The sequence below is a fragment of the Undibacterium sp. GW821-FHT07F11 genome, assembly GCF_059418665.1.
Genome location: NZ_JBWKQH010000011.1, coordinates 147206 through 171757, shown reverse-complemented (window position 1 = coordinate 171757; position 24552 = coordinate 147206). Strand labels below are relative to the sequence as shown.

The 24552-nt window shown below is 51.3% G+C and carries 21 protein-coding genes; 6 read left to right on the top strand and 15 right to left on the bottom strand.

Annotation, left to right across the window (positions count from 1 at the left end):
- Positions 1–72 precede the first annotated feature (72 nt).
- The 5 genes from AC07OI_RS25375 (at position 73) to AC07OI_RS25355 (ending at position 5805) form a co-directional block, all read left to right on the top strand.
- Positions 73–993: an AAA family ATPase gene (locus tag AC07OI_RS25375; RefSeq protein ID WP_492706963.1), complete on the top strand. Its 921-nt coding sequence runs from the start codon at positions 73–75 to the stop codon at positions 991–993.
- A 28-nt stretch (positions 994–1021) separates the two neighbouring features.
- On the top strand, positions 1022–1996 hold the full coding sequence (locus AC07OI_RS25370) for a DUF58 domain-containing protein (RefSeq protein ID WP_495259151.1): 975 nt from the start codon (positions 1022–1024) through the stop codon (positions 1994–1996).
- A gap of 5 nt (positions 1997–2001) precedes the next feature.
- Positions 2002–4014: a transglutaminase TgpA family protein gene (locus tag AC07OI_RS25365; protein ID WP_495259150.1), complete on the top strand. Its 2013-nt coding sequence runs from the start codon at positions 2002–2004 to the stop codon at positions 4012–4014.
- Positions 4015–4031: 17 nt separating this feature from the next.
- Positions 4032–5171 carry a lytic murein transglycosylase B gene (mltB, locus tag AC07OI_RS25360; protein WP_495259149.1) on the top strand — a complete coding sequence of 380 codons (1140 nt, stop codon included), beginning with the start codon at positions 4032–4034 and terminating at the stop codon, positions 5169–5171.
- 334 nt (positions 5172–5505) lie between these two features.
- The gene (locus tag AC07OI_RS25355; protein ID WP_110257001.1) at positions 5506–5805 is read left to right on the top strand and encodes a hypothetical protein; all 300 of its coding nucleotides are present in this window, start codon (positions 5506–5508) and stop codon (positions 5803–5805) included.
- A gap of 342 nt (positions 5806–6147) precedes the next feature.
- On the opposite strand, the gene cysM is transcribed toward AC07OI_RS25355, so the two are convergent.
- The 3 genes from cysM to AC07OI_RS25340 all read right to left on the bottom strand — a co-directional run bounded on the left by cysM (position 6148) and on the right by AC07OI_RS25340 (position 8849).
- Positions 6148–7050: a cysteine synthase CysM gene (gene cysM, locus AC07OI_RS25350; protein WP_495259148.1), complete on the bottom strand. Its 903-nt coding sequence runs from the start codon at positions 7048–7050 to the stop codon at positions 6148–6150.
- Between the two features lie 249 nt (positions 7051–7299).
- Complete coding sequence (locus AC07OI_RS25345) at positions 7300–7812, bottom strand: ComEA family DNA-binding protein (RefSeq protein WP_495259147.1); 513 nt, start codon at positions 7810–7812, stop codon at positions 7300–7302.
- A 152-nt stretch (positions 7813–7964) separates the two neighbouring features.
- The gene (locus tag AC07OI_RS25340; protein WP_495259146.1) at positions 7965–8849 is read right to left on the bottom strand and encodes a LysR family transcriptional regulator; all 885 of its coding nucleotides are present in this window, start codon (positions 8847–8849) and stop codon (positions 7965–7967) included.
- A 174-nt stretch (positions 8850–9023) separates the two neighbouring features.
- On the opposite strand from AC07OI_RS25340, the gene AC07OI_RS25335 reads away from it, so the two are divergent.
- The gene (locus AC07OI_RS25335; RefSeq protein WP_495259145.1) at positions 9024–9827 is read left to right on the top strand and encodes a DODA-type extradiol aromatic ring-opening family dioxygenase; all 804 of its coding nucleotides are present in this window, start codon (positions 9024–9026) and stop codon (positions 9825–9827) included.
- A 53-nt stretch (positions 9828–9880) separates the two neighbouring features.
- Here the strand turns inward: AC07OI_RS25335 and rfaE1 are convergent, their stop codons facing one another.
- The 12 genes from rfaE1 to gyrA all read right to left on the bottom strand — a co-directional run bounded on the left by rfaE1 (position 9881) and on the right by gyrA (position 24343).
- Positions 9881–10795 carry a D-glycero-beta-D-manno-heptose-7-phosphate kinase gene (rfaE1, locus tag AC07OI_RS25330; RefSeq protein ID WP_495259144.1) on the bottom strand — a complete coding sequence of 305 codons (915 nt, stop codon included), beginning with the start codon at positions 10793–10795 and terminating at the stop codon, positions 9881–9883.
- A 31-nt stretch (positions 10796–10826) separates the two neighbouring features.
- Positions 10827–12200: a UDP-glucose dehydrogenase family protein gene (locus AC07OI_RS25325; protein WP_492706948.1), complete on the bottom strand. Its 1374-nt coding sequence runs from the start codon at positions 12198–12200 to the stop codon at positions 10827–10829.
- Between the two features lie 111 nt (positions 12201–12311).
- Entirely contained in the window at positions 12312–13487 is a 1176-nt protein-coding gene (gene lapB, locus AC07OI_RS25320; RefSeq protein WP_492706946.1) for a lipopolysaccharide assembly protein LapB, read from the bottom strand.
- Positions 13488–13616: 129 nt separating this feature from the next.
- Positions 13617–13931, bottom strand: coding sequence for a LapA family protein (locus tag AC07OI_RS25315; RefSeq protein ID WP_162042230.1), 315 nt, complete (start codon positions 13929–13931; stop codon positions 13617–13619).
- Between the two features lie 156 nt (positions 13932–14087).
- A complete protein-coding gene (locus tag AC07OI_RS25310; RefSeq protein ID WP_110256992.1) occupies positions 14088–14393 on the bottom strand; it encodes an integration host factor subunit beta in 306 nt (101 codons plus the stop codon).
- A 23-nt stretch (positions 14394–14416) separates the two neighbouring features.
- Positions 14417–16120, bottom strand: a complete 1704-nt coding sequence (rpsA, locus tag AC07OI_RS25305) for a 30S ribosomal protein S1 (protein ID WP_110257122.1) — start codon at positions 16118–16120, stop codon at positions 14417–14419.
- 151 nt (positions 16121–16271) lie between these two features.
- Positions 16272–16949: a (d)CMP kinase gene (cmk, locus tag AC07OI_RS25300; protein ID WP_162059727.1), complete on the bottom strand. Its 678-nt coding sequence runs from the start codon at positions 16947–16949 to the stop codon at positions 16272–16274.
- A gap of 17 nt (positions 16950–16966) precedes the next feature.
- Entirely contained in the window at positions 16967–18304 is a 1338-nt protein-coding gene (aroA, locus tag AC07OI_RS25295) for a 3-phosphoshikimate 1-carboxyvinyltransferase (RefSeq protein WP_495259143.1), read from the bottom strand.
- Positions 18305–18353: 49 nt separating this feature from the next.
- A complete protein-coding gene (locus AC07OI_RS25290) occupies positions 18354–19262 on the bottom strand; it encodes a prephenate dehydrogenase (RefSeq protein ID WP_495259142.1) in 909 nt (302 codons plus the stop codon).
- A 7-nt stretch (positions 19263–19269) separates the two neighbouring features.
- On the bottom strand, positions 19270–20343 hold the full coding sequence (gene pheA, locus AC07OI_RS25285; protein WP_492706939.1) for a prephenate dehydratase: 1074 nt from the start codon (positions 20341–20343) through the stop codon (positions 19270–19272).
- 238 nt (positions 20344–20581) lie between these two features.
- Positions 20582–21685 carry a 3-phosphoserine/phosphohydroxythreonine transaminase gene (gene serC, locus AC07OI_RS25280; RefSeq protein ID WP_495259141.1) on the bottom strand — a complete coding sequence of 368 codons (1104 nt, stop codon included), beginning with the start codon at positions 21683–21685 and terminating at the stop codon, positions 20582–20584.
- A gap of 6 nt (positions 21686–21691) precedes the next feature.
- Positions 21692–24343: a DNA gyrase subunit A gene (gyrA, locus tag AC07OI_RS25275; RefSeq protein ID WP_495259140.1), complete on the bottom strand. Its 2652-nt coding sequence runs from the start codon at positions 24341–24343 to the stop codon at positions 21692–21694.
- Positions 24344–24552 lie beyond the last annotated feature (209 nt).

Sequence of the window (24552 nt, the reverse complement as noted above, 5' to 3'; positions counted from 1 at the left end):
AGTATCTACCGGCTTCAGACATACCCTGCATGAATTTCAGGCAATAATAAACATCGCTCAGCAAGGAAAAACATGTTTTCCAAAGTACATAAAGTAGCAAAACAGGTCAATAGCGTCATCATAGGCAAGGAACAGCAAATCAGGCAGGCGCTGGTCTGTTTGCTCGCAGGTGGGCATTTGCTGATCGAAGATTTACCTGGTGTCGGCAAGACCACACTGGCACATGCGCTGGCAATTTCACTGGGTTTGAAGTTCAATCGCCTGCAATTCACCAGTGACCTGTTACCGGCTGACGTGGTTGGCATCTCGATTTTTGACAGGGAAAAATCGCAATTTGTTTTTCATCCCGGCCCTGTGTTTGCCCAGGTATTGCTGGCCGACGAAATCAATCGCGCTACCCCCAAGACACAATCTTCATTACTGGAAGCCATGGAAGAAAGGCAGGTCTCGGTAGAAGGACAGACCCGCAACCTGCCCTCACCTTTCTTTGTCATCGCCACCCAGAATCCTGCCCATCAGGTAGGTACTTTTGCCTTGCCTGAATCGCAACTGGACAGGTTTTTGATGTGCCTGTCGCTCGGCTATCCAGATGCTGCGGCAGAACGTGCCCTATTGCTGGGAGAAGACAGGCGCAGCCTGCTGGCGCAATTACCAGCAGTAATGCAGGCAGAAGAATTAATGGAAGCGCAACAACAACTCAAGAAAATCCATACCTCGTCTGCACTGGTTGATTACGTACAGTCACTGGCGCACGCGACACGCCAGGGTGATTTATTTGCAGAAGGCATGAGCCCACGCGCCTCTATCGCCTTGTTGCAGGCAGCGCGCGCCTGGGCAGCCATGGAAGGCCGCGACCACGTCTTGCCAGAAGATGTACAGGCAGTTTTGATACCCGTGATTGCGCACAGGTTGCGGCCCTTGAAGTCGATGACGGGCAAAGTCAGTGCCAGTAGCGAATTGCTGGCGCAATTGATGAAACGCGTCAGCGTCTGAAGCTGAGCAGCCACTGATAAATAACGGCATGTTCACATCGATAAAAAAAAGACTGCGCAAAATCGTTTTTCTGGAACACAAACCAGAAAGCGGTGAAGTGTTCCTGAACCAGCGAAGGGTGTTCACCCTGCCCAGCAAACCCGGGCTGGTATTTGTCGTCCTTTTGCTGCTGATGTTTTTGGCAGCCACCAATTACAGCCTGAACCTGGGCTTTGGCCTGACCTATGTATTGGGCGGCATTGCGCTGGTCAATGTCTTCTATGGTTTTCGTAATCTGGCTTACCTGCATCTGTTGCCGGGCTCAGCCAGGGCAGTCTTTGCCGGCGAAGAAACCGAATATACGGTTTATCTGATCAACCGCCGCGCTCACCCACGCTATGCCATCAGCGTGGGTTTTGCTGAAAAAGGCCATCCAGAAAAATTTGTAGATATCGCTGCCGACAGCCGGGTCGCAGTGCAACTCAGTTATCCCACTGTCAACAGGGGTCTGGTGGCCATACCAAGAATACGTTTGCAAACCAATTATCCGCTCGGTCTGCTGCGCGCATGGAGTACCTGGCTGCCAGATGCGAATGCCCTGGTTTACCCGCAGCCGGAACCTAATCCACCTCCTTTACCGATGTCCGGCGCTGGAAAAAAAACGGATGTGCCAGGCCATGCAGGCGACGAAGATTTTGCCGGTGTGCGCGCCTATCAGCCCGGGGACGCCATGAAACATCTGGCCTGGAAGCAGATAGCCAAAGTCGATACGGCTTTGGGTGGTGCGTTGGTAACCAAGCAGTTCGCTGGTGGTTCTGGCAGTGACGTCATGCTGGACTTTGCCGCCCTGCCAAGGAATCTGGATACAGAATTGAAATTATCGCGCCTGACCAGTTGGGTACTGGAAGCCGATCAACGTGGCCTGACCTACGGCTTCAAACTCGCGCAAACGCAGTATCCGCCCACCACAGGACCGGAGCATTGCGAAGCCTGCCTGCGCGCACTGGCACTGTACGAGATATGAGCATCATGAAACTGCCCGTCTTCCGCACCATACTCTCACGTGATAAAGCAGATACCCTGCTGCTGATCTTTGCCTGTGTCTTCGTACTCTTGCCGCATGCAGATCATGTCAAATGGTGGGTAAATGCGTCTTGTGCCCTGCTTCTGGTGTGGCGAGGCTGGCTGACACTGAGTGGCCGCCGTCTGCCACCGCCTTTGCTACTATTACCTGTCGCTACCATGATGATGGCAGGCGTGTATCTGACACACAGGACTTTTTTTGGCAGGGAAGCTGGCGTTACCATGCTGGTCTTGCTGCTGACTTGCAAGCTATTGGAAATGCATGCCAAGCGCGATTTGTTCGTCGTGATTTTCCTTGGTTTCTTTTTATTACTGACCAGTTTCTTTTATCAGCAGACGATCTTCGCCGCCATGCTGACACTGACTGGTTTATGCCTGCTGTTAACAGCGCAACTGTCATTTCATTACACCGGTGTAGTACCACCATTACTACAAAGGCTCAAGCTGGGGGCGAGTATACTTGGGCTGGCAATTCCCCTGACCATCATCGCCTTTGTGCTATTCCCACGCATACAAGGGCCACTCTGGGGCTTGCCAGGTGATGCACAGTCCGGGCGCAGCGGGCTGTCAAGCTCCATGTCACCAGGCAATATCAGCGAACTGGCCCAGTCTGAAGAAATTGCATTTCGCGTCAAGTTCGATAAATTCATTCCTGCCAAACCCCAGCTATACTGGCGCGGCATCGTCATGAATCAATTCGATGGACGTAGCTGGTCACAGGAAGAAAAAAGGTCATCCTATAAAACTGATCAGGATAAAAACTGGATCAAGTACGGTGGTCAGGCGATCCATCAGGAAATCACACTGGAAGCGAATGGACAGAACTGGCTGTTTGCACTGGACATGCCTGCAGGCAAGCCGGAATTAGAAGCGAACACGGGCAGCGTTGCCATCATCAACAAACTGATGGAGACGCGGCGCGAACAAGCCACAAATGAAAGGCTCAAATACACAATAGAGTCTTACACCAGCTATACCCTGGAAGCAGCAAGCAGCCGGGAAATGATGGCGGATTCACTTAAATTGCCAGAGGGTTACAACCCGCGCACCATGGCTTTTGCTGCCACCTTACGTCAGCAGTATCCAGATGATATGCAACTGATCTGGGCAATACTCAATTATTTCCGTCGCGAGGCTTATTCTTACACGCTGGAGCCACCCCGTCTGGGCAAAAACAGTGCTGATGAATTTTTGTTTGACACCAGGGCCGGCTTTTGCGAACACTATGCCAGTGCCTTTGTCTTGCTGATGCGCGCAGCCAATATACCGGCGCGGGTAGTGGCTGGCTATCAGGGTGGCAATCTGAATTCTGTTGATGGCTACCTCGAAATACGCCAATCCGATGCCCACGCCTGGGCTGAAGTCTGGCTGGAAACGAAAGGCTGGGTCAGAGTCGATCCGACAGCAGCCGTCGCACCTGAAAGGGTGCAACGCTCACTTAATTACGCAGTGCCACGTCAGGGACTGGCCGGTCTGATGAATCTGAGCCCGGATGGAATTTCTTTTTTCAATCAGGTACGCATGCAGTGGAGTGCCGTCAACAATTCATGGAACCAGTGGGTACTGAATTACAACCAGAATACCCAAAGAAGCCTGCTGAACTCTCTGGGTTTCATGAAAGTTGACTGGGCTCAACTGACCTTGTTGTTTTTTATTGCAACCAGTCTGATACTGGGTCTGATCGCTTTACCCCTGATTCGCAACCGGCCACGTATCACAGCGCTTGATAAGGTATACTTTTCTTTCTGTCGCAAGATGGAAAAAAAGACCGCAGCACGTGCTTTGCATGAGGGGCCGCAAGCCTATCTTGAAAGATTGCGCAGCAGCCTGCCCGCAGCTGATTTTGAGAACGCCGAACGTTTTCTGACACTCTATGCAAGTGCCCGCTACGGCAAAAACCCAGGTCCGGAAAGCACGCTGATCCGGCGTTTGAAAACCTTGCTGGCCGCATGCCGCTAATTTTTTATTGACGTATTTTGATCTCACTGACCACCTCCGCATCAAACCAGCCCCGCACATTGCTGAATGGCGTTTACTCCCTGATCATCGCTACCGCCATGCTCACTGCGGGCGAAGCACATGCAACAGGGAAAAAGCATACAAAAAAAACCGCTGCGAATATTGCATCAGCCCCGGCTGCCAAAGCTAAAAAAGATGAAAGCCATTTTGAGCAATGGAAGGAAGTGTCCAACTTCATTTCTGAAATGGTCAGCAAACATGGTTATACCGAAGCAGAATTGAAAGCCATCTTCAAGCAGGCAAAGTACATAGAAACCGCCAGGCAATTAATGCGCCCTGCACCACCCGGCAAACCAAAAAACTGGAAGGCCTATCGCGCCCGCTTTGTCGAACCTTACCGTATCGAAGCCGGTATTGCCTTCTGGGATAAATATGCCGATGCACTGGCAAAAGCTGAGCAGGAATATGGTGTGCCGCCAGAAATCATCGTCGGCCTGATCGGTGTCGAAACCATCTTTGGCAAACAGACCGGTGGCTTCCGCGTGATGGATGTGCTGACCACGCTGGCCTTCGATTACCCCGACACGCCTACCCGTGATATACGCATGCAATTTTTCCGTGGCGAGCTGGAAAACATGTTGCTGATGTCGAGAGAAGCCTCATTGGATCCCTTCGTGTTTAAAGGTTCTTATGCAGGCGCGATAGGCTGGCCGCAATTCATGCCAGGCAGCATCAGAAAATATGCCGTGGACTTTGATGGCGATGGCAAAATCAACCTGACTGATTCACCGATAGATGCCATAGGCAGCGTCGCCCACTATCTTGCGGTGCATGGATGGAAGCGCAATTTGCCCATCGCCTTCCCTGCCACTCTGGTGCTGAATGAGAAAAGTGAACTGCTCAACACTGCATTGGGGAAAGGTTTACAGGTCAGCTATCAGTTGCAGGATTTAAAAGCCATTGCAACAACAGCCAGTAGTGAGGCGCCAACAAACATCCAATATGGTCTTGTCGATCTGCAAAATGGCAACGACGCAACAGAATACTGGCTGGCAACAGAGAATTTTTTTGCTATCACGCTGTACAACCGCAGTTATTTTTACGCAATGTCAGTCTTTGACCTGGGGCGTGTCATTGCTGCGGCAAGACAAAAATAATTCGTATTCAAGCCAAATAGATAGCATTACAGAGTGTTGAAGGAGGAAGGCCGTAATTTAACAGATTTTAATAAACCGAATAAAATTGTTAATTTATGTTATTCTAGTAACTAATTACTGGAATAAACATTGCCATTCAGTATTTTCTAAACTAAAGTGCTGTTATCTAGTTGACACATTTACTTCTTAACTAAGCAAAGTGTCAAGAGATTTAACAATGGTTTGCTATTTTTCTGACAAGCAAATTATATTTTAAAGATACAATATTACCGTTTGATTAATTTTTTATTGAAGCAACTAATTAAGCGTCAATAAACTACACAGCGAGGTAATTATGGCAAATTTGACCCAGCTTGAATCCGATGAAATCGACTATGATCCAAACAATCTGTTGGATACTCTGATCAAGCAATTGCATTTGAAAAATGATGCAGCACTCTCCAGAGCATTGGAAGTGGCACCACCAGTAATCAGTAAAATCAGGCATCGTCGCCTGCCGGTTGGCGCATCACTGCTGATCCGCATGCATGAAATCAGCGATGTCAGTATCAAAGAACTGCGCGAATTGATGGGCGACCGTCGTGCGAAGTTCCGTATCAGCGACAAACAATTCAAACCAAAAGACGCAGCTTAAGTCTTTTATTTGATCGGTGATTGCTGCCTGATAAATCTCTGGATTTTCAGGATAATTGCTTCATTGAAAAATACCGAAAACGCGCCACAAGCGTGATTTCGGTATTTTTTTTATTGCTTTATTTTGCACCGGATTTATGACAGCTTGATGTAAAAGCTGACAAAGATGTATAACAAAGATGTGTCGCTGACAGGATTCAGCTGAATGAGTTCTCCGAATGAGTTCTCTGAGTGAGTTCTGTGAATGAGCTCAGTAAGTAAGCCCTGCACGTGAATGCTCTGGGTGTGCCTGGTCCGTAAACCAATTAGTGAGCGCAATATCTGCGCTCACACCTGCGAATCCTCAGGCAGGAAATACACCCGTCGATAAATAACGGTCGCCACGATCACAGACGATGAAGACGATAGTGGCGTTTTCTACAGTCTGGGCAACGCGCAAAGCGATTTCGCATGCACCTGCGGCAGAAATACCACAAAATATTCCCTCTTCCACCGCCATCCTGCGTGCCATGTGCTCGGCATCTGCCTGCGTCACGGACTCCACCTGATCTACCCTGGCTTTATCAAAAATCTTGGGCATGTAAGCCTCTGGCCATTTGCGTATGCCTGGTATTTGCGAGCCTTCTTCCGGTTGCGCACCGATGATGTGGATCTGCGGATTCTGTTCCTTCAAATAAGCAGATACACCCATGATGGTGCCGGTGGTTCCCATGGCACTGATGAAATGAGTAATCTTGCCCTTGGTATCACGCCAGATTTCTGGCCCTGTACCCTCATAGTGAGCCAGAGGATTATCTGGATTGGCGAACTGGTCGAGTATCACGCCCTGTCCTTCTGACTGCATTTGTTCTGCCAGGTCACGCGCATATTCCATACCGCCAGTCTTGGGTGTCAACATGATTTGCGCACCATAGGCAGCCATGCTTTGACGGCGCTCTATGCTCAGGTTTTCTGGCATCAGCAAGATCATCTTGTAACCGCGCATGGCCGCAGCCATGGCGAGGGCAATACCAGTGTTGCCGCTGGTGGCTTCTATCAGGGTGTCACCAGGTTTGATACGGCCACGCTCTTCTGCCCTTTTGATCATGGACAAGGCGGGCCTGTCCTTGACAGAACCGGCAGGATTATTACCCTCCAGTTTGCCAAGGATGACGTTATTACGTCGGTGGTTTTCTTCGCCGGGTATGCGCTGCAATCTAACGAGCGGTGTATTGCCTATGGTGTCTTCGATGGTCAGATAGGTCATGGTAAGCAGCTTAAAAAGACAAACTCTTATTCTAATCGCAGTTACCTTTAGACGCTTGCCGCATAAGCAAGCAAATAGATGGCAAAACGCCGGGTAAACATGTTTAAATCCGCGTATTTCCCAGACAGATCAAGCCCTTCGCCGCTTTATATGATGTCGCAAATTTGCTTATACAGATTTTGAATAAGCTAATAAAAAACCTCAGGGTAGCCCCTGAGGTTTTTGCTTGCTACCAGCATCAACACCAAATTATTTGGTCTTGACTTCTTTGGTGCTGGCCTTGGAGGCAGCCGATGCTGCAGATGCTGCCGAAGCCACTGACGCAGCAGATGCTGCTGAGGCTTTGGAAGCTGCCGATGCAGCCGAGGCTGCAGAAGCAGTGGATGCAGCAGATGCCGCAGAAGCTGCCGGGGCGGCTTTTTCAGCTTTGGCTGCAGCTTTATCCGCTTTAGCAGATGCAGCACTGGCCGCTGGTTTTGCAGCTGCACCAGGTTTAGCCTGGCCATTAACAGTCAAACCCGCTTCAGACAATTTGCTGGAGCTTTTCTCGCCTATGCCTTTGACGCGGCTTTCAAAATCTGCCCAATCCTTGAAGGCGCCATTCTTGGTACGCTCTTCTATGATGGCCTTGGATTTGGCCGGGCCTATACCTTTGATACCATCCAGTGCAGCCTGGTCGCCTTTATTGACATCGACATCAGCAAATGCAAAACCAGTAGCAGCCAGCAAAGCCATCAGGCCAAATATAATTTTCTTCAACATGCGAACACTCCCTCAATAATTGAACATTTTTTTAAGCGAATTTAAAACGGATTTTTAACCGACATAGCCTGGTTTTATCGCTGGCTATGCAACTATCAACGGAACTGGATTCATTCCGTTGACAAGTATTCCACAATTTAATGTCAATATGACTAATCACCCAGCCTGTCTATCAAAAAGTCGATAAAACAGCGTAACTTGGGTGGCATCTGACGACGGCTGGCATAGACCGCATACAAATTACCGGTAAAACCCGGCTCATTACCGGCCACCAGTTGCAAACGGCCAGAAGCAAGATCTTCACTCACCAGCCATTCGGGTAAAAATGCAGCACCCATACCTGCCAGTACGCAGTGATAACTCAGCGTCGTGTCACCGCACTTCATGATGGCATCCAGCTTTAGTGGCCCGCCCCCTGTTTGCACCGGCATATGAAATCTTTCCAATTGCACGTAATTGGGTAATATCATCGCCATGTTGATGGGTTCGTCTTTTTTGCCAGCCCCCAGTTTTTTCACAAACACTGGTGTGGCAACCAGATGAAAATCGACTTTGCACAAACGCCTGGCAATCATGGCTGGTGATGGTTCGTCTGTCGCCCTCAGGGCCAGATCAAAGCCATCTGCCACCAGATCGACCATATGATTATCGAGGTGCAGATCCAGCCTGACTTCAGGATAATTTTCACGAAAGTCTGCCAGCACCCTGGCAAACCCAGGGTTGGCACACCAGACCGGGGCACTGATCTTTAATTCACCGCGTGGTGGCCCACTTTCTTGCGCGACCGAGGCGACGGCAGCATCAAGTATGTCCAGCGCCTGCCTGCCCTGTGCAAAGAAATCCTTGCCAGCCTCCGTCAGGCTCATGCTGCGGCTGCTGCGGTTGAGCAATCTGGCGCCCAGCTTGCGCTCCAGCCTGGCAATATGCTTGCTGACCATGGGTGCTGCCATACCCAGTCTGTCAGCCGCAGCAGTAAAGCTGCCGGATTCGACAATCTCGCGAAACACCCTGATGCCACTGATATCAAGTTCGTCCATATCCCGCCCCTCATGGCTCAATAGATCATTGCTGCACTTTTTGGAAACAATACAATTACTTTACCACCATCGATTTCCTCATCAGGAAACATTATGATGAATTACTTTGGGCTTCATGAAACTTAATTGAAAAAAATGGAGCCTGGCACCAAATGATCTGCGGAGGATACTCATATGAAATTACCTACCTACTTTATCTCGCATGGCGGTGGTCCCTGGCCGTATATGGAAGACATGCGCAAAACCATGCATGTGCTGGAAGAGTCACTGGTGGATATGCCACGGCAATTACCGCACAAGCCCAAAGCCATCCTGATGATCTCGGCACACTGGGAAGAAAGCACATTCAAGGTCATGACAAATCCCTGGCCAGGCATGCTGTATGACTATGGCGGCTTTCCTGAGCACACCTATAAAGTGCATTACTCTGCACCGGGTTCGCCTGAGCTGGCAGAGCGGGTAATGGGCTTGATCAAAGATGCAGGCTTGCCCGCCCAGGCCGATGCTCAGCGTGGTTTTGATCACGGCGCATTTGCGCCACTGGCCGTGATGTACCCTGAGGCTGATATGCCAGTCGTGCAATTATCACTGCGCATAGGGCTGGATCCGGCAGAACACCTTGCGCTGGGACGGGCGCTTGCTCCTTTGCGCGATGAAGGCGTGCTCATCATAGGCAGCGGGCTCAGCTACCATAACCTGCGGCGCTTTGGCCCGCTGGCGAAAGAACCCTCATCGAGTTTTGATGACTGGTTGCAGGATAGCCTGATCGCCAGCAGCACGACAGAAAGAGTCGCGCGCCTGATCCATTGGGAAGAAGCACCGGCAGCACGGGTGGCCCATCCAAGGGAAGAGCATTTACTGCCACTGATGGTGGCCGTGGGTGCCGCAGAAGATGAAGTTGCCAGTTGTGTCTATCATGAAGAAAACATCTTTGGCGGCGTGGTAGCATCGAGTTTTCGCTTTGGGGCGATTGCCTGATTCACACAATAAGAATGCTGGCTTGAATACTTCAAGCCAGCACAGGTAACAATTTAATGTGCAGCCTCGGGAAATAGCTCTTCCCGCGTCACAGTAGCGGTACCCAATTTTCCGACAACGATACCGCCAGCGCGGTTGGCAATCACCACGGCTTCTTGCATAGACTTACCCTGTGCCAGCATGACAGCCATGGTGGCGATGACGGTGTCACCAGCGCCAGAGACATCAAATACTTCACGCGCCATGGCTGGCACATGCGTTACGCCATCGGCGGTAAACAGGGTCATACCCTCTTCTGAGCGGGTCAGCAGCAAGCCGTCGATCTGCAACTCTGCGCGCAGTTGCTGAGCCCTGGATGTCAGCTCTTCTTCATTGGGCCAATCGCCAATGATTTGCTTTAACTCAGACTTGTTCGGTGTCAGCAAACTGGCGCCGGCATAGCGTTTGAAGTCACTACCCTTGGGGTCCACCAGCACGATCTTGCCTGCTGCCTTGGCCGCAGCGATCATGGCACTGACATTCACCAGACTGCCCTTGGCATAATCGGACAAAACGACCACGTCATAGCCAGTCAGCAAAGAATTGAAGCGATTGAGTTTGTCACGCAAGACATGCTCGGTCGGACGTTCTTCAAAATCGATGCGTAACAATTGCTGCTGCCTGCCGATGACGCGCAACTTGATGATGGTGGAAATTTGCTGGTCACGGCTGAGGTAAGCTTCTATGCCTGAAGTTTTCAGCAGACGCTCCATGCTATTGCCTGCATCATCGTCACCGATGACACCCATCAAGGCAGCCTGCACACCCAGGGCGACGGCATTGCGGGCCACATTGGCGGCACCACCAAGTCGCTCTTCACTTTTTTCCACACGTACGATAGGCACGGGGGCTTCGGGTGAAATACGGTTAACTTCGCCAAACCAGTATCTGTCGAGCATGACATCACCAGCGACCAGGATACGCTTCATCTTTGCATTCATGTTCTGCATTATTTGTTCGTCATTTACTTGTCAATACGGAGCGGCCTATGCCGTGGTATTCAATGCCGAGTTCGGTCATGACCGTGGGCTCAAACAGGTTGCGGCCATCAAACACCACAGGCTGTTTCAGTCGAGCCTTGACTTCATCAAAATCGGGGCTGCGGAAGGCCTTCCACTCGGTGACAATCGCCAATGCATCAGCATCCACCAGAGCATCCATGGGGTTGGCGGCATAGCGTATGGCCCCCAGCAATTCAGGTGCATCATAGAAATCCAATTCAAATACGCGTTTGGCTTCTTGCATGGAAACTGGGTCATACACCGCCACCGTCGCACCTGCACGCAGTAATTCACCCAGCAAGACGCGTGAAGACGCTGCGCGCATATCATCGGTATTCGGCTTGAATGCCAAACCCCAGATGGCGAAATGACGGCCACTGAGGTTTTCACCAAAGCGCTGCTGTATCTTGTTACCGAGTACCTGCTTTTGACGCGCATTGACGGCTTCGACTGCCTGCAGGATCAACAGATTCAAACCATAGTCTTGCGCAGTACGTTCCAGCGCCTGCACGTCTTTAGGGAAGCAGGACCCGCCGTAGCCGCAACCAGCATACAAAAAGCTGTGGCCTATGCGCGGGTCAGAACCTATGCCGTGACGCACCGCCTCAATATCGGCACCAACATGGTCAGCCAGATTGGCCAGTTCGTTCATGAAAGAGATACGGGTCGCCAACATGGCGTTCGCCGCATACTTGGTGAACTCTGCCGAGCGTACATCCATCCAGTAAGTACGTTCATGATTGCGGTTGAAAGGCGCATACAGCTTCTTCATCTGGCTGCGGGCTTTTTCACCTTGCGGTGTCTGGTCGCAACCGATAACGATGCGGTCGGGGCGCATGAAGTCTTCTACTGCCGCGCCTTCTTTCAAAAACTCTGGATTGGAGACGACCGAGAACTCCACTGCAGCGGAGCGCGTTGCAAGCTCGGCAGAGATGGCAGCACTGACGCGGTCCGCCGTACCGACAGGCACGGTAGATTTATCAACGACGACCTTGAAGTTCGTCATGTACTTGCCAATATTTTTTGCCGCCGCCACGACGTATTGCAGGTCAGCAGAACCATCTTCATCCGGCGGTGTGCCAACAGCGATGAACTGTACGTCACCATGCTTGACGCTGGCTTCGACATCGGTAGAAAACTGTATACGGCCTGCAGCGCGATTACGTGCAACGATTTCTTCCAGGCCCGGTTCATGGATAGGGATGCCGCCATTGTTGAGGATATCAATTTTGCGCTGGTCAACATCCAGGCAAAACACATCATTACCCAATTCAGCCAGGCAGGCACCTGTGACCAGACCGACATAACCTGTACCAATAATTGTGATTTTCATTTTTTGATCACCAAATTTAATAAGAAGACGCACCATCAAACCTGACACTGCTTGCCATATCCGGGCTAGCCTGGGGGGATATATCCCGTTCAAAGCTGGATGAATGCGGATCTAGTTCATAACGTTCAGTTCTTCTGTCCTTCTTGGAGGATAAGTTTCCCATTTACTGCAGCCAGGGCAATGCCAGTAAAACTGCCTGGCCTTGAAACCACAATTGGAACACTGATAACGCGCCAGTTTTTGTGCATAGCCGTGTACCAGGTTCTTGATGATGGCCAGCTCCGGCCTGACTTCAGGTGGCACCACCATGATGCGGCCATCCAGCAATTTATCCAGACCCAGCAAGGTCGGGGTGCGGCGCAATTCTTCACTGACCAGGCTATTGACGGCATCCACACCCTCCAGTTCCAGCGTGGCTTTGAAGGCAACTTCCAGCAGATCTATCGACGGTGCTTCGGCGAGGTAATTCTTTACCAGATTCAAGCCTTCTTGCGCCTTGTCGAGCTTGCGGTAACCATCCATGAGACGCTGGGCTACCAATGCCACATGCGGCACACTTTGCTGCTCTACCCTGCGCCAGGTTGCCAGGGCTATCTCGGTGTCGCCATTGGCCATATACATGTCACCCATGAGGATGATGGCACGTACATTATTGCGGTCTGCTGCCAGTGCTTTTTCCAGATTGGCCAGGGCAGCGTCAGTATTGGTATGCACCAGTTCATCCTGGGCTATTTCACAATAGAATTGGGCAATTTCTTTTTGGCGCCCACCGGCACCGCATTCCTGCAGGGCATTGGCAGCTTCTATAGCGCGCGCCCATTCTTTTTCACGCTGGTAAATTTCCAGCAAGGCGCGCCTGGCCTGGGCTTCAAAGGGGCTGTTGACGAGCAGGTTATAGGTTTCTTCGGCCCGGTCGAGCAGACCAGCCTTCAGGTAATCCTGGCCCAGTTCATACATGGCCTGGGTCTTTTGCTCGGTTGGCAGGTCTGGCCTGGCCAGCAGGTTTTGATGGACGCGGATGGCGCGCTCAGTCTCACCACGGCGGCGGAACAGGTTACCGAGGGCGAAATGCAGGTCTACCGCTTCAGGATCGAGCCTGACGATGTCGATAAAAGCATCAATGGCCTTGTCTGGCTGGTCATTGAGCAGGAAGTTCAAACCCTTGAAATAGCCGCGCGGCAGGCTGCGGGATTCGGAGATTAACTGACGTATATCGATACGCGCAGCACTCCATCCCAGGGTAAAGAATAAGGGTATGCCTAGCAGCCACCAAATTTCAAATTCCATGTGTATTTCTTCTTATTGTTGAGAACAATGTGATGCCAATGTGAGAGCGAACTTCAAGCTTACTCTGTGGATCTTCTTATGCCAGTGCTCATATGCTGCAACAAGTGCCTGAAAGTGCCAGCGCAGGTGTCAGATATTGCGAATGCTATCAGGCTGGGGCGCTTGTGTGCTGGCCCTTTGCGCGGCTTCACGTTCTTTTTCAATTTCTGCCAGGGTCTTTTTATGCTTGTGCAGATCGCGTCTGTGGCGGAATACCATAGGCACCATGGCCAGTGCGCCCAGCGTAGCACCGCCGGCAAAAAAAGCCAGCAGCATGATGACCAGTGGCGCAGATTGTTGATAGCCAAAGAAATATTGCAGCGTGACAATCTGGTCGTTTTTCAAGGCAAAGCCAAAGAACAGGACAAACAGCACGATGGCGAAAAATCTTGAAATATATTTCATGTATGCATCCTTGAGGATAAGCAGGGAAATCGTCAATTAAGCAATTAATCCCGAAAAGAGCATTGTACTGAAAAAAAACGGCATATCGGAAAACCGATATGCCGTTTTTATTTTTACATCGCTGTCGAAGCCCGATCTTTAACCAGTCAACCTGACTTAGTCATCGTGTATCGGTTGCCCCACCATGGCATCAACACGTTCGCGCAATTCCTTACCTGGTTTGAAGTGCGGCACCCGTTTTTCAGGGACCATCACCTTGTCACCGGACTTAGGATTGCGACCTATCCGTGGTGGACGACTGTTCAGTGCAAAGCTGCCAAAACCGCGGATTTCTATGCGTTGCCCTGTTGCCAGGGCATCCGACATTGCATCCAGTATGGTTTTAACAGCAATATCCACATCTTTAGCTACCAGTTGCGGATATCGCTCTGCCAGACGAGCTATCAGCTCCGACTTAGTCATAGTGAAAACCTTATGACCTAAGCTTAGTTTTTATTGTCGAGCTTGGCTTTCAACAAAGCGCCCAGGCTGGTTGTGCCGGATGCTGCGTTGGAATCAGTAGTGGACATTTTTTGCATAGCTTCTTGTGTTTCAACGCTATCTTTAGCTTTGATAGACAATTGGATACCACGAGCTTTGCGGTCAATGTTCAATACCAGGGCTTCAACTGTGTCGCCGACTTTCAGGTGTGTACCAGCATCTTCCACGCGGTCGCGGGAGATTTCGGATGCACGCAGGTAGCCTTCAACGTCGTCTGCCAACTGGATTACTGCGCCTTTGGCTTCAACGGATTTAACTGTACCAGTAACAACTGCACCTTTGTCGTTCATTGCGCAGTAGTTATTGAATGGGTCGCCTTCCAGTTGCTTAACGCCCAGGGAAACGCGCTCACGCTCAACGTCGATTGCCAGAACGATGGCTTCCAGTTCGTCACCTTTCTTGAAGCGACGTACTGCTTCTTCGCCTGTTTCATTCCAGGACAGATCAGACAAATGTACCAGACCGTCGATGTTGCCGGACAAACCGATAAATACGCCAAAATCAGTGATGGACTTGATCGCGCCGCGAACTTTGTCACCTTTCTTGTGGTTGATCGCGAAATCATCCCAAGGATTGGCTTTGCACTGTTTCATGCCCAGGCTGATACGACGACGTTCTTCGTCGATTTCCAGAACCATGACTTCAACTTCGTCGCCCAATTGAACAACTTTGTTTGGAGCAACGTTTTTGTTCGTCCAGTCCATTTCGGAAACGTGAACCAGGCCTTCGATACCTTGCTCGACTTCAACGAACGCGCCGTAGTCGGTCAGGTTCGTTACTTTACCGAACAGACGTGTGTTCGCTGGGTAACGACGGGACAAACCTGTCCATGGGTCGTCGCCCAATTGTTTTACGCCCAGGGAAACACGGTTTTTCTCTTGGTCGAATTTCAATACTTTTGCAGTGATTTCCTGACCAACTGTCAACACCTCGGAAGGGTGACGTACACGACGCCATGCCAGGTCGGTGATGTGCAACAAGCCATCGATGCCCCCCAGATCAACGAACGCACCGTAGTCAGTTATGTTTTTAACAACACCAGTAACCACTGTGCCTTCTTTCAGGGTTTCCATCAGTTTTTGACGCTCTTCGCCCATGGACGCTTCAACAACAGCGCGGCGGGACAGCACAACGTTGTTACGTTTGCGGTCGAGCTTGATAACCTTGAATTCCATGGTTTTGCCTTCGTAAGGAGTTGTATCCTTAACTGGGCGTGTATCAACCAAAGAACCTGGCAAGAAAGCGCGGATGCCGTTCGTCAGAACAGTCAAGCCACCTTTGACTTTGCCATTTACTGTACCAGTAACGATCTCGCCAGACTCCAGCGCTTTTTCCAGCGCGAGCCAGGAGGCCAGACGTTTAGCTTTGTCACGGGACAAAATTGTGTCGCCGAAACCGTTTTCCAGCGAATCAATCGCTACGGAAACGAAATCGCCGATATTAACTTCCAGGTCGCCCTGGTCGTTTTTGAATTCTTCAACAGGGATAAAGGCTTCAGACTTCAAGCCAGCGTTAACGATCACGAAGTTGTGGTCGATACGGACGACTTCAGCAGAAATCACTTCACCGGAACGCATATCCTGACGTGACAGGGATTCTTCGAACAAAGCTGCGAAGCTATCTGCACCGGTTGCGAAATCTTGGGACATGAAAACAGTAGACATAGTATTTACAAGTTAGCCGGAACGGTGCAAAAGGCACTATTTACCGGGTTAGGTTGAACATCCCTTTATTGACCTTGCGTCAATAAAGGCTCTTGAAACGACACCTGCAAACTTCACCAGATACTTAAATACTTACTTATATAGTGTTGTTTGTCTGTGTTTGCGCATACCAGACCAGTACTTTATTGACTGCTTCTTCAGCAGTTAATTCAGATGTATCCAGGATGATCGCATCTGGCGCGGGCTTGAGCGGCGCTGTGCTGCGGGCACTATCTCTCGCATCACGTTCCATCAAATCTTTTACCAAGTTTTCCATATTAGCAGAAATTCCCTTTTCAATCAATTGCTTATATCGACGGCTTGCGCGCGCCTCAGCACTTGCTGTTAAGAAAACTTTTAAGCTGGCATCTGGGAAGATCACCGTCCCCATATCGCGCCCGTCAGCCACCAGGCCGGGCGTATAGCGAAAAGCCACCTGCAAATCAACCAGCGCCTGGCGTACTGCTGGCAAAACAGCAATGCGTGAAGCAGCCACACCGACTTCTTCTGCCCTTACGGCGTCGGTGACATCAGCATCTTCCAGAAAAACATGGCCGTGAACAAAACGGCAAGGCAGGGTTCTTGCCATACTGGCAATGGTAGTTTCATCATCCAGAGCGATGCCATGGCGGGTAGCCATCAAGGCAGTCAGGCGGTACAGGGCACCAGAATCCAGGTAATGAAAACCCAGATGCTTGGCCACCCTGTGTGCCACCGTGCCCTTACCGGATGCGGTAGGGCCGTCTATCGTGATAACAGGACTACGTGTAGTCATAGAAACAATAAAAACCTTTAAAACAAATCTTTGTGATTAATTTTGGCAAAGACTTCAAAATAATCAGGGAAAGTCTTGGCCACGCATTTTGGATCATTGATGCGCATAGTAGCACCTCTGCGGGCCCGGCCATCGAGGCTGGCCAAAGAGAAGCACATGGCCATGCGGTGATCGTCATAGGTATCTATGGTCGCTGGCAGGATATGCTCCGGTGGGGTCACCGTCATATAGTCTGCCCCCTCTTCCACTATTGCCCCCAGTTTGCGCAATTCTGTTGCCATGGCAGACAGGCGGTCAGTTTCTTTCACGCGCCAGCTGGCGATATTGCGCAGCGTCGTGGTGCCATTTGCATATAGCGCCGCTACCGCAATTGTCATGGCAGCATCGGGGATATGGTTGAAATCCATGTCTATGGCTTGCAATACACCATTGGAAGTGGCTTCTATCCAGTTATCACCACGGGTGATGGTTGCACCCATTTTCTCCAGCGCCTCGGCAAAGCGCACATCGCCCTGTATGCTGGATTTGCCTACGCCTTCTACACGCACAGGGCCACCAGCAATGGCACCAGCTGCCAGGAAGTAAGATGCTGAAGAAGCATCGCCTTCTACGTGGATAACGCCAGGCGATACATAATGCTGGCCTTTTGTAACAGTAAAAGCCTGCCAGCCATCACGCTCTACCGTCACGCCAAATTTTTGCATGAGGTTCAGGGTGATTTCTATATAAGGCTTGGATATCAGTTCGCCTATCACTTCTATCGTCACATCATGTTCACGTGCCATCAAAGGTGCAGCCATCAGCAAAGCCGTCAGGAACTGGCTGGAGACATTACCCTTCACTTGCAAACGCTGGGCATGGATATGACCACGGCGTATATGCAAAGGCGGGTAGCCCGGGTTGCCGGTATATTCTATCTGCGCACCCGCTTCATTCAGAGCATCAACCAGGTCACCGATAGGACGCTCATGCATGCGGTGCACGCCGTGAACGGTGTAATCACCACCCAGCACGGCCAATGCACCAACCAGCGGGCGTATTGCTGTACCGGCATTCCCCATGAACAGATCAGCCTGGTGTTTGGGGAAGTGGCCGTTAACGCCCTCTACCGTGTAATTCTGGCTATCGCCTTCCTGCTCCCAGTGCACACCCAGTTGCGTCAGAGCGTTCAGCATGACCAGGGTGTCATCAGATGCCAGCAAATCCATGATCCGGGTCTTGCCTTCTGCCAGCGCTGCCAGCAAAAGAGTACGGTTGGAAATGCTTTTGGAGCCCGGCAATTTGACCGTGCCCTGCACCTGCATCACAGGTTGCAGATCGAGGTAATGCGGATAATGTTTGCTTGCTTGTGTCATGGTCTTATTCAATTCTGAGTTTGTCGATGTAGAGAAGAGCGTAGCCCTGTCAATCTCCACCTTCACGCTGCTGTTTCTCGGCTGCCTCAATGGCGCTGATCCAGTTATGGCGCGCACGCTGGGCATTGGCGTAAATACCTTCTATGCCTTCACTGTCTGCATCCACCAGATGCTGGCGCAAGATGGACAGGCGGGCGGTGTAGGAATCCAGTTCCTGCAACATCGCAGCGCGGTTCGCCAGGCTGATGTCACGCCACATTTCTGGTGATGAACCGGCAATGCGGGTAAAGTCGCGAAAACCGCTGGCGGCATACTGGAACAAGGTATCCGCATGCGGCTTGCGGGCGATATCATCGACCAGGGCATAAGCCAGCAAATGCGGCAAATGGCTGACTGCGGCAAATACGCCGTCATGGGCTGCTGGCTCCAGATGATGGATGATGGCACCGCATTGCTGCCATGCCCATGCCACTCTCGCCACATCCACATCGCTATTTTCTGGCAGGCGGGTGATGACGGCTTTTTTGCCTGCATACAAATCCACCAGTGCTGCCTCAGGGCCATTCAATTCACGACCGGCGATCGGATGCGCGGGTACAAATTGCGCGATCTTTTCGCCCAGGCTGGCGCGCGCTGAAGCAACCACATCAGCCTTGGTACTGCCAGCATCGGTCACTATCGTGCCCGGCTGCAGGTGAGGATAAATCGCTGTCAATATCGCGCCGGTCTGTGCCACTGGCGCAGCTATTAGCACCAGGTCACAGCTGCGCAATGCCTGTTCGGCACTCAGGGCGATTTCATCAATGATGCCCAGTTGCTGCGCTTTTTCCAGCGAAGCCTGGCTGCGCCCTACCCCGACTATCTGTTCAACTGCCCCTGCCTTTTTCAAAGCCAGGGCAAATGAGCCACCAATCAAACCTACGCCAAAAATCGCTATGCGTTGAAAAGCTTTTTGCATCAGGCGCTCACACTGTACAAGGGTAAGAACCCAGCACCTTGAAGAAGGCTGCCTTATCATTCAATTCGGACATGGCAGCCTCTACCTTGGCATCCATGACATGCCCCTCTACGTCGACATAGAAATAATATTCCCAATTGCCGGTACGTGCAGGGCGTGACTCAAAGCGCGTCATCGAGACACCGTGTTTTTCCAATGGGGCCAGCAGATTATAAACAGCGCCTGCCTTGTTCGGCGTCGCCAGCACGATGGAAGTCTGGTCTTTGCCACTGGGCGTAGTACGCAGGCGGCCAATGACAGCAAAACGGGTACGGTTATGTGGATCATCCTGGATATGTGCAGAGACTATGCCCAGGTTGTACTGGTGACCGGCAATTTCACTGGCTATCGCTGCCACGGTATAGTCACCACTTGCCATACGCGCTGCCTCAGCATTCGATGCCACCGCATGTCTTTCCACATGCGGGAAATGCTGGTTCAGCCAGGCCTGGCATTGTGCCAAAGCTTGTGAGTGGGCGCAAATGCGGCTGACGCCTTCCATATTGCCAGACTTGCTCATCAGGCTATGCTGTACAGGTATCGCCAGCTCGCCACTGATGGCCAGGCTGGTTTGCAAGAGCAAATCAAGAGTACGGTTGATCGCACCTTCAGACGAATTTTCGATAGGCACGACACCAAAGTCCGCCGTACCAGCTTCCGTCGCACGAAAAACTTCATCGATAGACACGCAAGGCAGAGGCTGGATGGCATGACCAAACTGCTTGTAGACAGCCTGCTCGCTGAAAGTGCCGACAGGCCCCAGGAAAGCCACGACCACGCGGCGCTCCAGCGCACGGCAGGCTGACATGATTTCGCGGAAAATCAATTGTATGTCGTCGCTCAGCAAAGGGCCGGGATTGCGTTCGGCCACGCCACGCAAGACTTGGGCTTCGCGCTCAGGGCGAAACACTGGCGCATTGGTTTCTGCCTTGACATGACCAACTTCTTCCGCCACGCGGGCGCGCTGGTTCAGCAAATCCAGGATTTGTGCATCGATGGCATCGATCTTGATGCGCAGGGGGAGTAATTTATTGTCGCTCATAATGACCTAAAAACCGTGTTTGATAGGGTGTGGGCAGGCAGCAATACTGTAGCGCATGACTGCAATGCCGGATATGCTTTTTTCGCCAGGCTTTTGACCTGGTTCATCAGCGCCACGGTTTCCAGGTGATGGTGAGTACCATGCTCAGAAAGGGCTGATGATGAAAATAATGTTAGCGGCACCTGTCTATAGTGTAAACAAAACAGACGCCATGTGCTTAAGCCCCTGGCTTAAGTAGTTAAGTATGTTTGCGGGCAAACTCTTGCATAAAGCTGACCAGGGCCTGCACGCCTTCTATAGGCATGGCGTTATAAATCGAGGCACGCATGCCGCCTACTGATTTATGGCCCTTTAATTGCAACAAGCCACTCGCCTTCGCTTCTGCCAGAAATGCCGCATTCAGGCTTTCATCTTTCAGGTAGAAAGGCACATTCATACGCGAACGGCTGCCTTTTTCTACCCGGTTTTCATAAAAGTCTGTGGAATCGAGGTTGTCATACAGTAAGCTGGATTTGGCAATATTCTTTTGCTCCATCGCTGCCACACCGCCCTGTTGCTTGAGCCACTGGAACACCAGGCCCGCAATATAAATCGCATAGGTTGGCGGGGTGTTGTACATGGAATCATTGTCGGCAACGATTTTCCAGTCAAAGGCAGATGGACAGATGGGCAAGGCATGGCCAAGCAAATCTTCCCGCACGATGACGATGGTCAGACCCGCCGGACCGATATTTTTTTGCGCACCACCAAAGATGACGCCGTATTTGGAGACATCAATCACGCGTGACAGAATGTGCGAAGACATGTCGGCAACGATAGGCGCATCACCAGTTTCTGCGGCGATATCCGGAGCAAAATTGTATTCGATACCGTCAATAGTTTCATTGGTACACAAATGCACATATGCTGCGCCATGCGTCAATTTCCAGCTATCGCGTGGCGGCACAATTGTGAACCCGCTAGCCTCACCGGAAGCCGCAATATTCACATTACCGTATTTTTTTGCTTCCTTGATGGACTTGCCCGTCCAGGAACCGGTATGCACAAAGTCTGCCGTCGCAGGCTGTGGCTTGCGTCCCATCAGATTCATGGGGACGATGGCGTTTTCGCCCAGGCCACCACCTTGCAGGAACAGGATTTTATAATTGTCCGGCACCGCCAGCAGCTCGCGCAAATCACTTTGCGCAGCAGCGAGGATGGACATGAATTCTGGCCCGCGGTGGCTCATTTCCATGACGGACATGCCACTGCCATGCCAGTCCAGCATTTCGGCAGCGGCTTGCTGCAATACCTCTTTCGGCAATACTGCCGGGCCTGCAGAGAAATTGTAGATCGTCGTCATGATGTTTTACTCCGCTGCGTCGGCTTCTGGTGCGCTGCCTTCTGCTTCGCCAGCACCGTTATCGCCTGTATCTACATCCGCATCTGTTTCAACAATACGTTGCAGGCCAGACAGTTTGGTGCCATCTTCCACCGCAATCAGGGTCACGCCCTGGGTTGCCCGGCCCATTTCACGGATTTCGGAAACGCGGGTACGGATCAGGATGCCACCGGTAGTGATCAACATGATCTCGTCCGTTGTCTCTACCAGGGTAGCCGCTACAACCTTGCCGTTACGCTCGGAAGTCTGGATAGCGATCATGCCCTTGGTGCCACGGCCATGACGGGTGTATTCAGTGATAGGAGTACGTTTGCCGAAGCCGTTTTCAGTCGCAGTCAACACAGATTGCTGTTCGTTTTCAGCCACCAGCAATGCAATAACCTGCTGACCTTCATCGAGGTTCATACCGCGTACGCCACGGGCTGTACGGCCCATAGGACGTACATCGTTTTCATCAAAGCGCACTGCCTTGCCAGAATCAGAGAACAGCATGACATCGTGCTTGCCGTCGGTCAGCGCAGCGCCGATGAGGAAATCGCCTTCGTCCAGGTCCACCGCAATAATGCCGGCTTTACGCGGGTTACTGAAGTCAGTCAAAGGTGTTTTCTTGACTGTGCCCAGGCTGGTGGACATGAAGACATAATGGTCTTCAGGGAAAGTACGGTTATCGCCAGACAAAGGCAGGATGACAGTGATTTTTTCACCGTCCTGCAATGGGAACATGTTCACGATAGGCTTGCCGCGCGAAGTACGCGAGCCTTGCGGTACTTCCCACACCTTCAGCCAGTACATGCGGCCACGGTTACTGAAGCACAGGATGTAATCATGGGTATTGGCCACGAATAATTGCTCGATCCAGTCATCATCTTTTGTTGCCGTCGCCTGCTTGCCACGGCCACCACGTTTTTGCGCGCGGTATTCAGACAAGGGTTGCGACTTCATATAGCCAGTGTGCGACAGGGTCACGACCATGTCTTGCGGCGTGATCAGGTCTTCCGTACCCAAATCTGTAGCGTTATGGGTGATTTCTGAACGGCGTACGTCTTTGTTGCCTTCGCCATATTCATTGCGGGCCAGAGTCAGTTCATCAGTGATGATGACGGTGACGCGTTCTGGCTTGGACAAGATATCCAGCAAATCGGCGATTTCGGCCATGACGTCTTTGTATTCATTGACGATCTTGTCTTGTTCCAGGCCAGTCAGGCGTTGCAAACGCATTTGCAGGATTTCCTGCGCCTGGTCGTCAGACAATTTATACAGGCCATCAGGCTGTATGCCGTAATGCTTGGGCAAATTCTCAGGGCGGAAAGCATCGATGCCAGCAGTATTGTCAGCCGCAGTACGCACCAGCATCTCGCGCACCATGGAACTATCCCAGGCACGGGTCATCAATTCCTGTTTCGCGATCGGTGGCGTAGGCGCAGCGCGGATGATGGCGATAAAGTCATCAATATTTGCCAGCGCAACAGCCAGACCTTCCAGCACATGGCCACGCTCACGCGCTTTACGCAGCTCAAACAGGGTGCGGCGTGTCACTACCTCACGGCGGTGTGAAAGGAAGCAGGACAGCATTTCCTTCAGGTTCAGCAGTTTTGGCTGGCCATTCACCAGCGCCACCATGTTCATGCCAAAGGTGTCTTGCAATTGCGTTTGCTTGTACAGATTATTCAGTACGACATCAGGTACTTCACCACGCTTGAGTTCAATGACCACGCGCATGCCCGATTTATCGGATTCATCGCGGATATCAGAAATACCATCGAGCTTTTTGTCACGGACCAGCTCGGCGATACGTTCCAGCAGGGATTTTTTATTGACCTGGTATGGCAGCTCATCAACGATCAGCGCAGTGCGGCTGTCTTTGCCAAACTCTTCAAAGTGCGTCTTGGCACGCATGACCACGCGGCCACGGCCAGTGCGGTAACCATCACGCACACCAGATACGCCATAGATAATGCCGCCGGTAGGGAAGTCAGGCGCAGGGATGATCTCGATCAACTCATCAATCGTGCAATCACTATTGCGCAAGACATGCAGGGCGCCGTTGATGATCTCGGTAATATTATGGGGCGGGATATTCGTCGCCATACCCACCGCAATACCGGATGCGCCATTGATCAGCAGATTCGGTATACGGGTAGGCAGAACCGAAGGCTCTTTCTCTTTACCGTCATAGTTGGGGACGAAATCGACAGTTTCTTTTTCGATATCCGCCAGAATTTCATTGGCGATCTTGTCCAGGCGGCACTCGGTGTAACGCATCGCCGCAGCATTGTCGCCGTCGATGGAACCGAAGTTACCCTGACCATCGACCAGGGTATAACGCAGGGAAAAGTCTTGCGCCATACGCACCAGCGTGTCGTAAATGGAGGCATCGCCATGGGGATGGTACTTACCCATGACCTCACCCACCACACGCGCACATTTGACGAAGGGGCGGTTATAGACATTGTTCATTTCGTGCATCGCGAACAATACGCGACGATGCACAGGCTTTAAGCCATCACGCACATCCGGCAAAGCGCGACCTACGATAACGCTCATCGCGTAATCGAGATAGCTTTTGCGCATTTCTTCTTCAAGGGAAATCGGGAGTGTTTCTTTTGCGAATTGATCCATTGGCGGCCGGCGAATTAGAGCTTGGTTAATTAATAACGTCTTAATAACGTCTTTAATAAAATCTTATTAAGACTGCTAAAGACTGACGTTTAACTCTTGATTCTAACATGCCTCCCCCGCTGAATTCCATTTATAGCAATTAAGTCGGCCAAACACAGCTAATAGCCTGCAAAATAGCCAACTATCAGCATGCAACACTGTCATTCAAA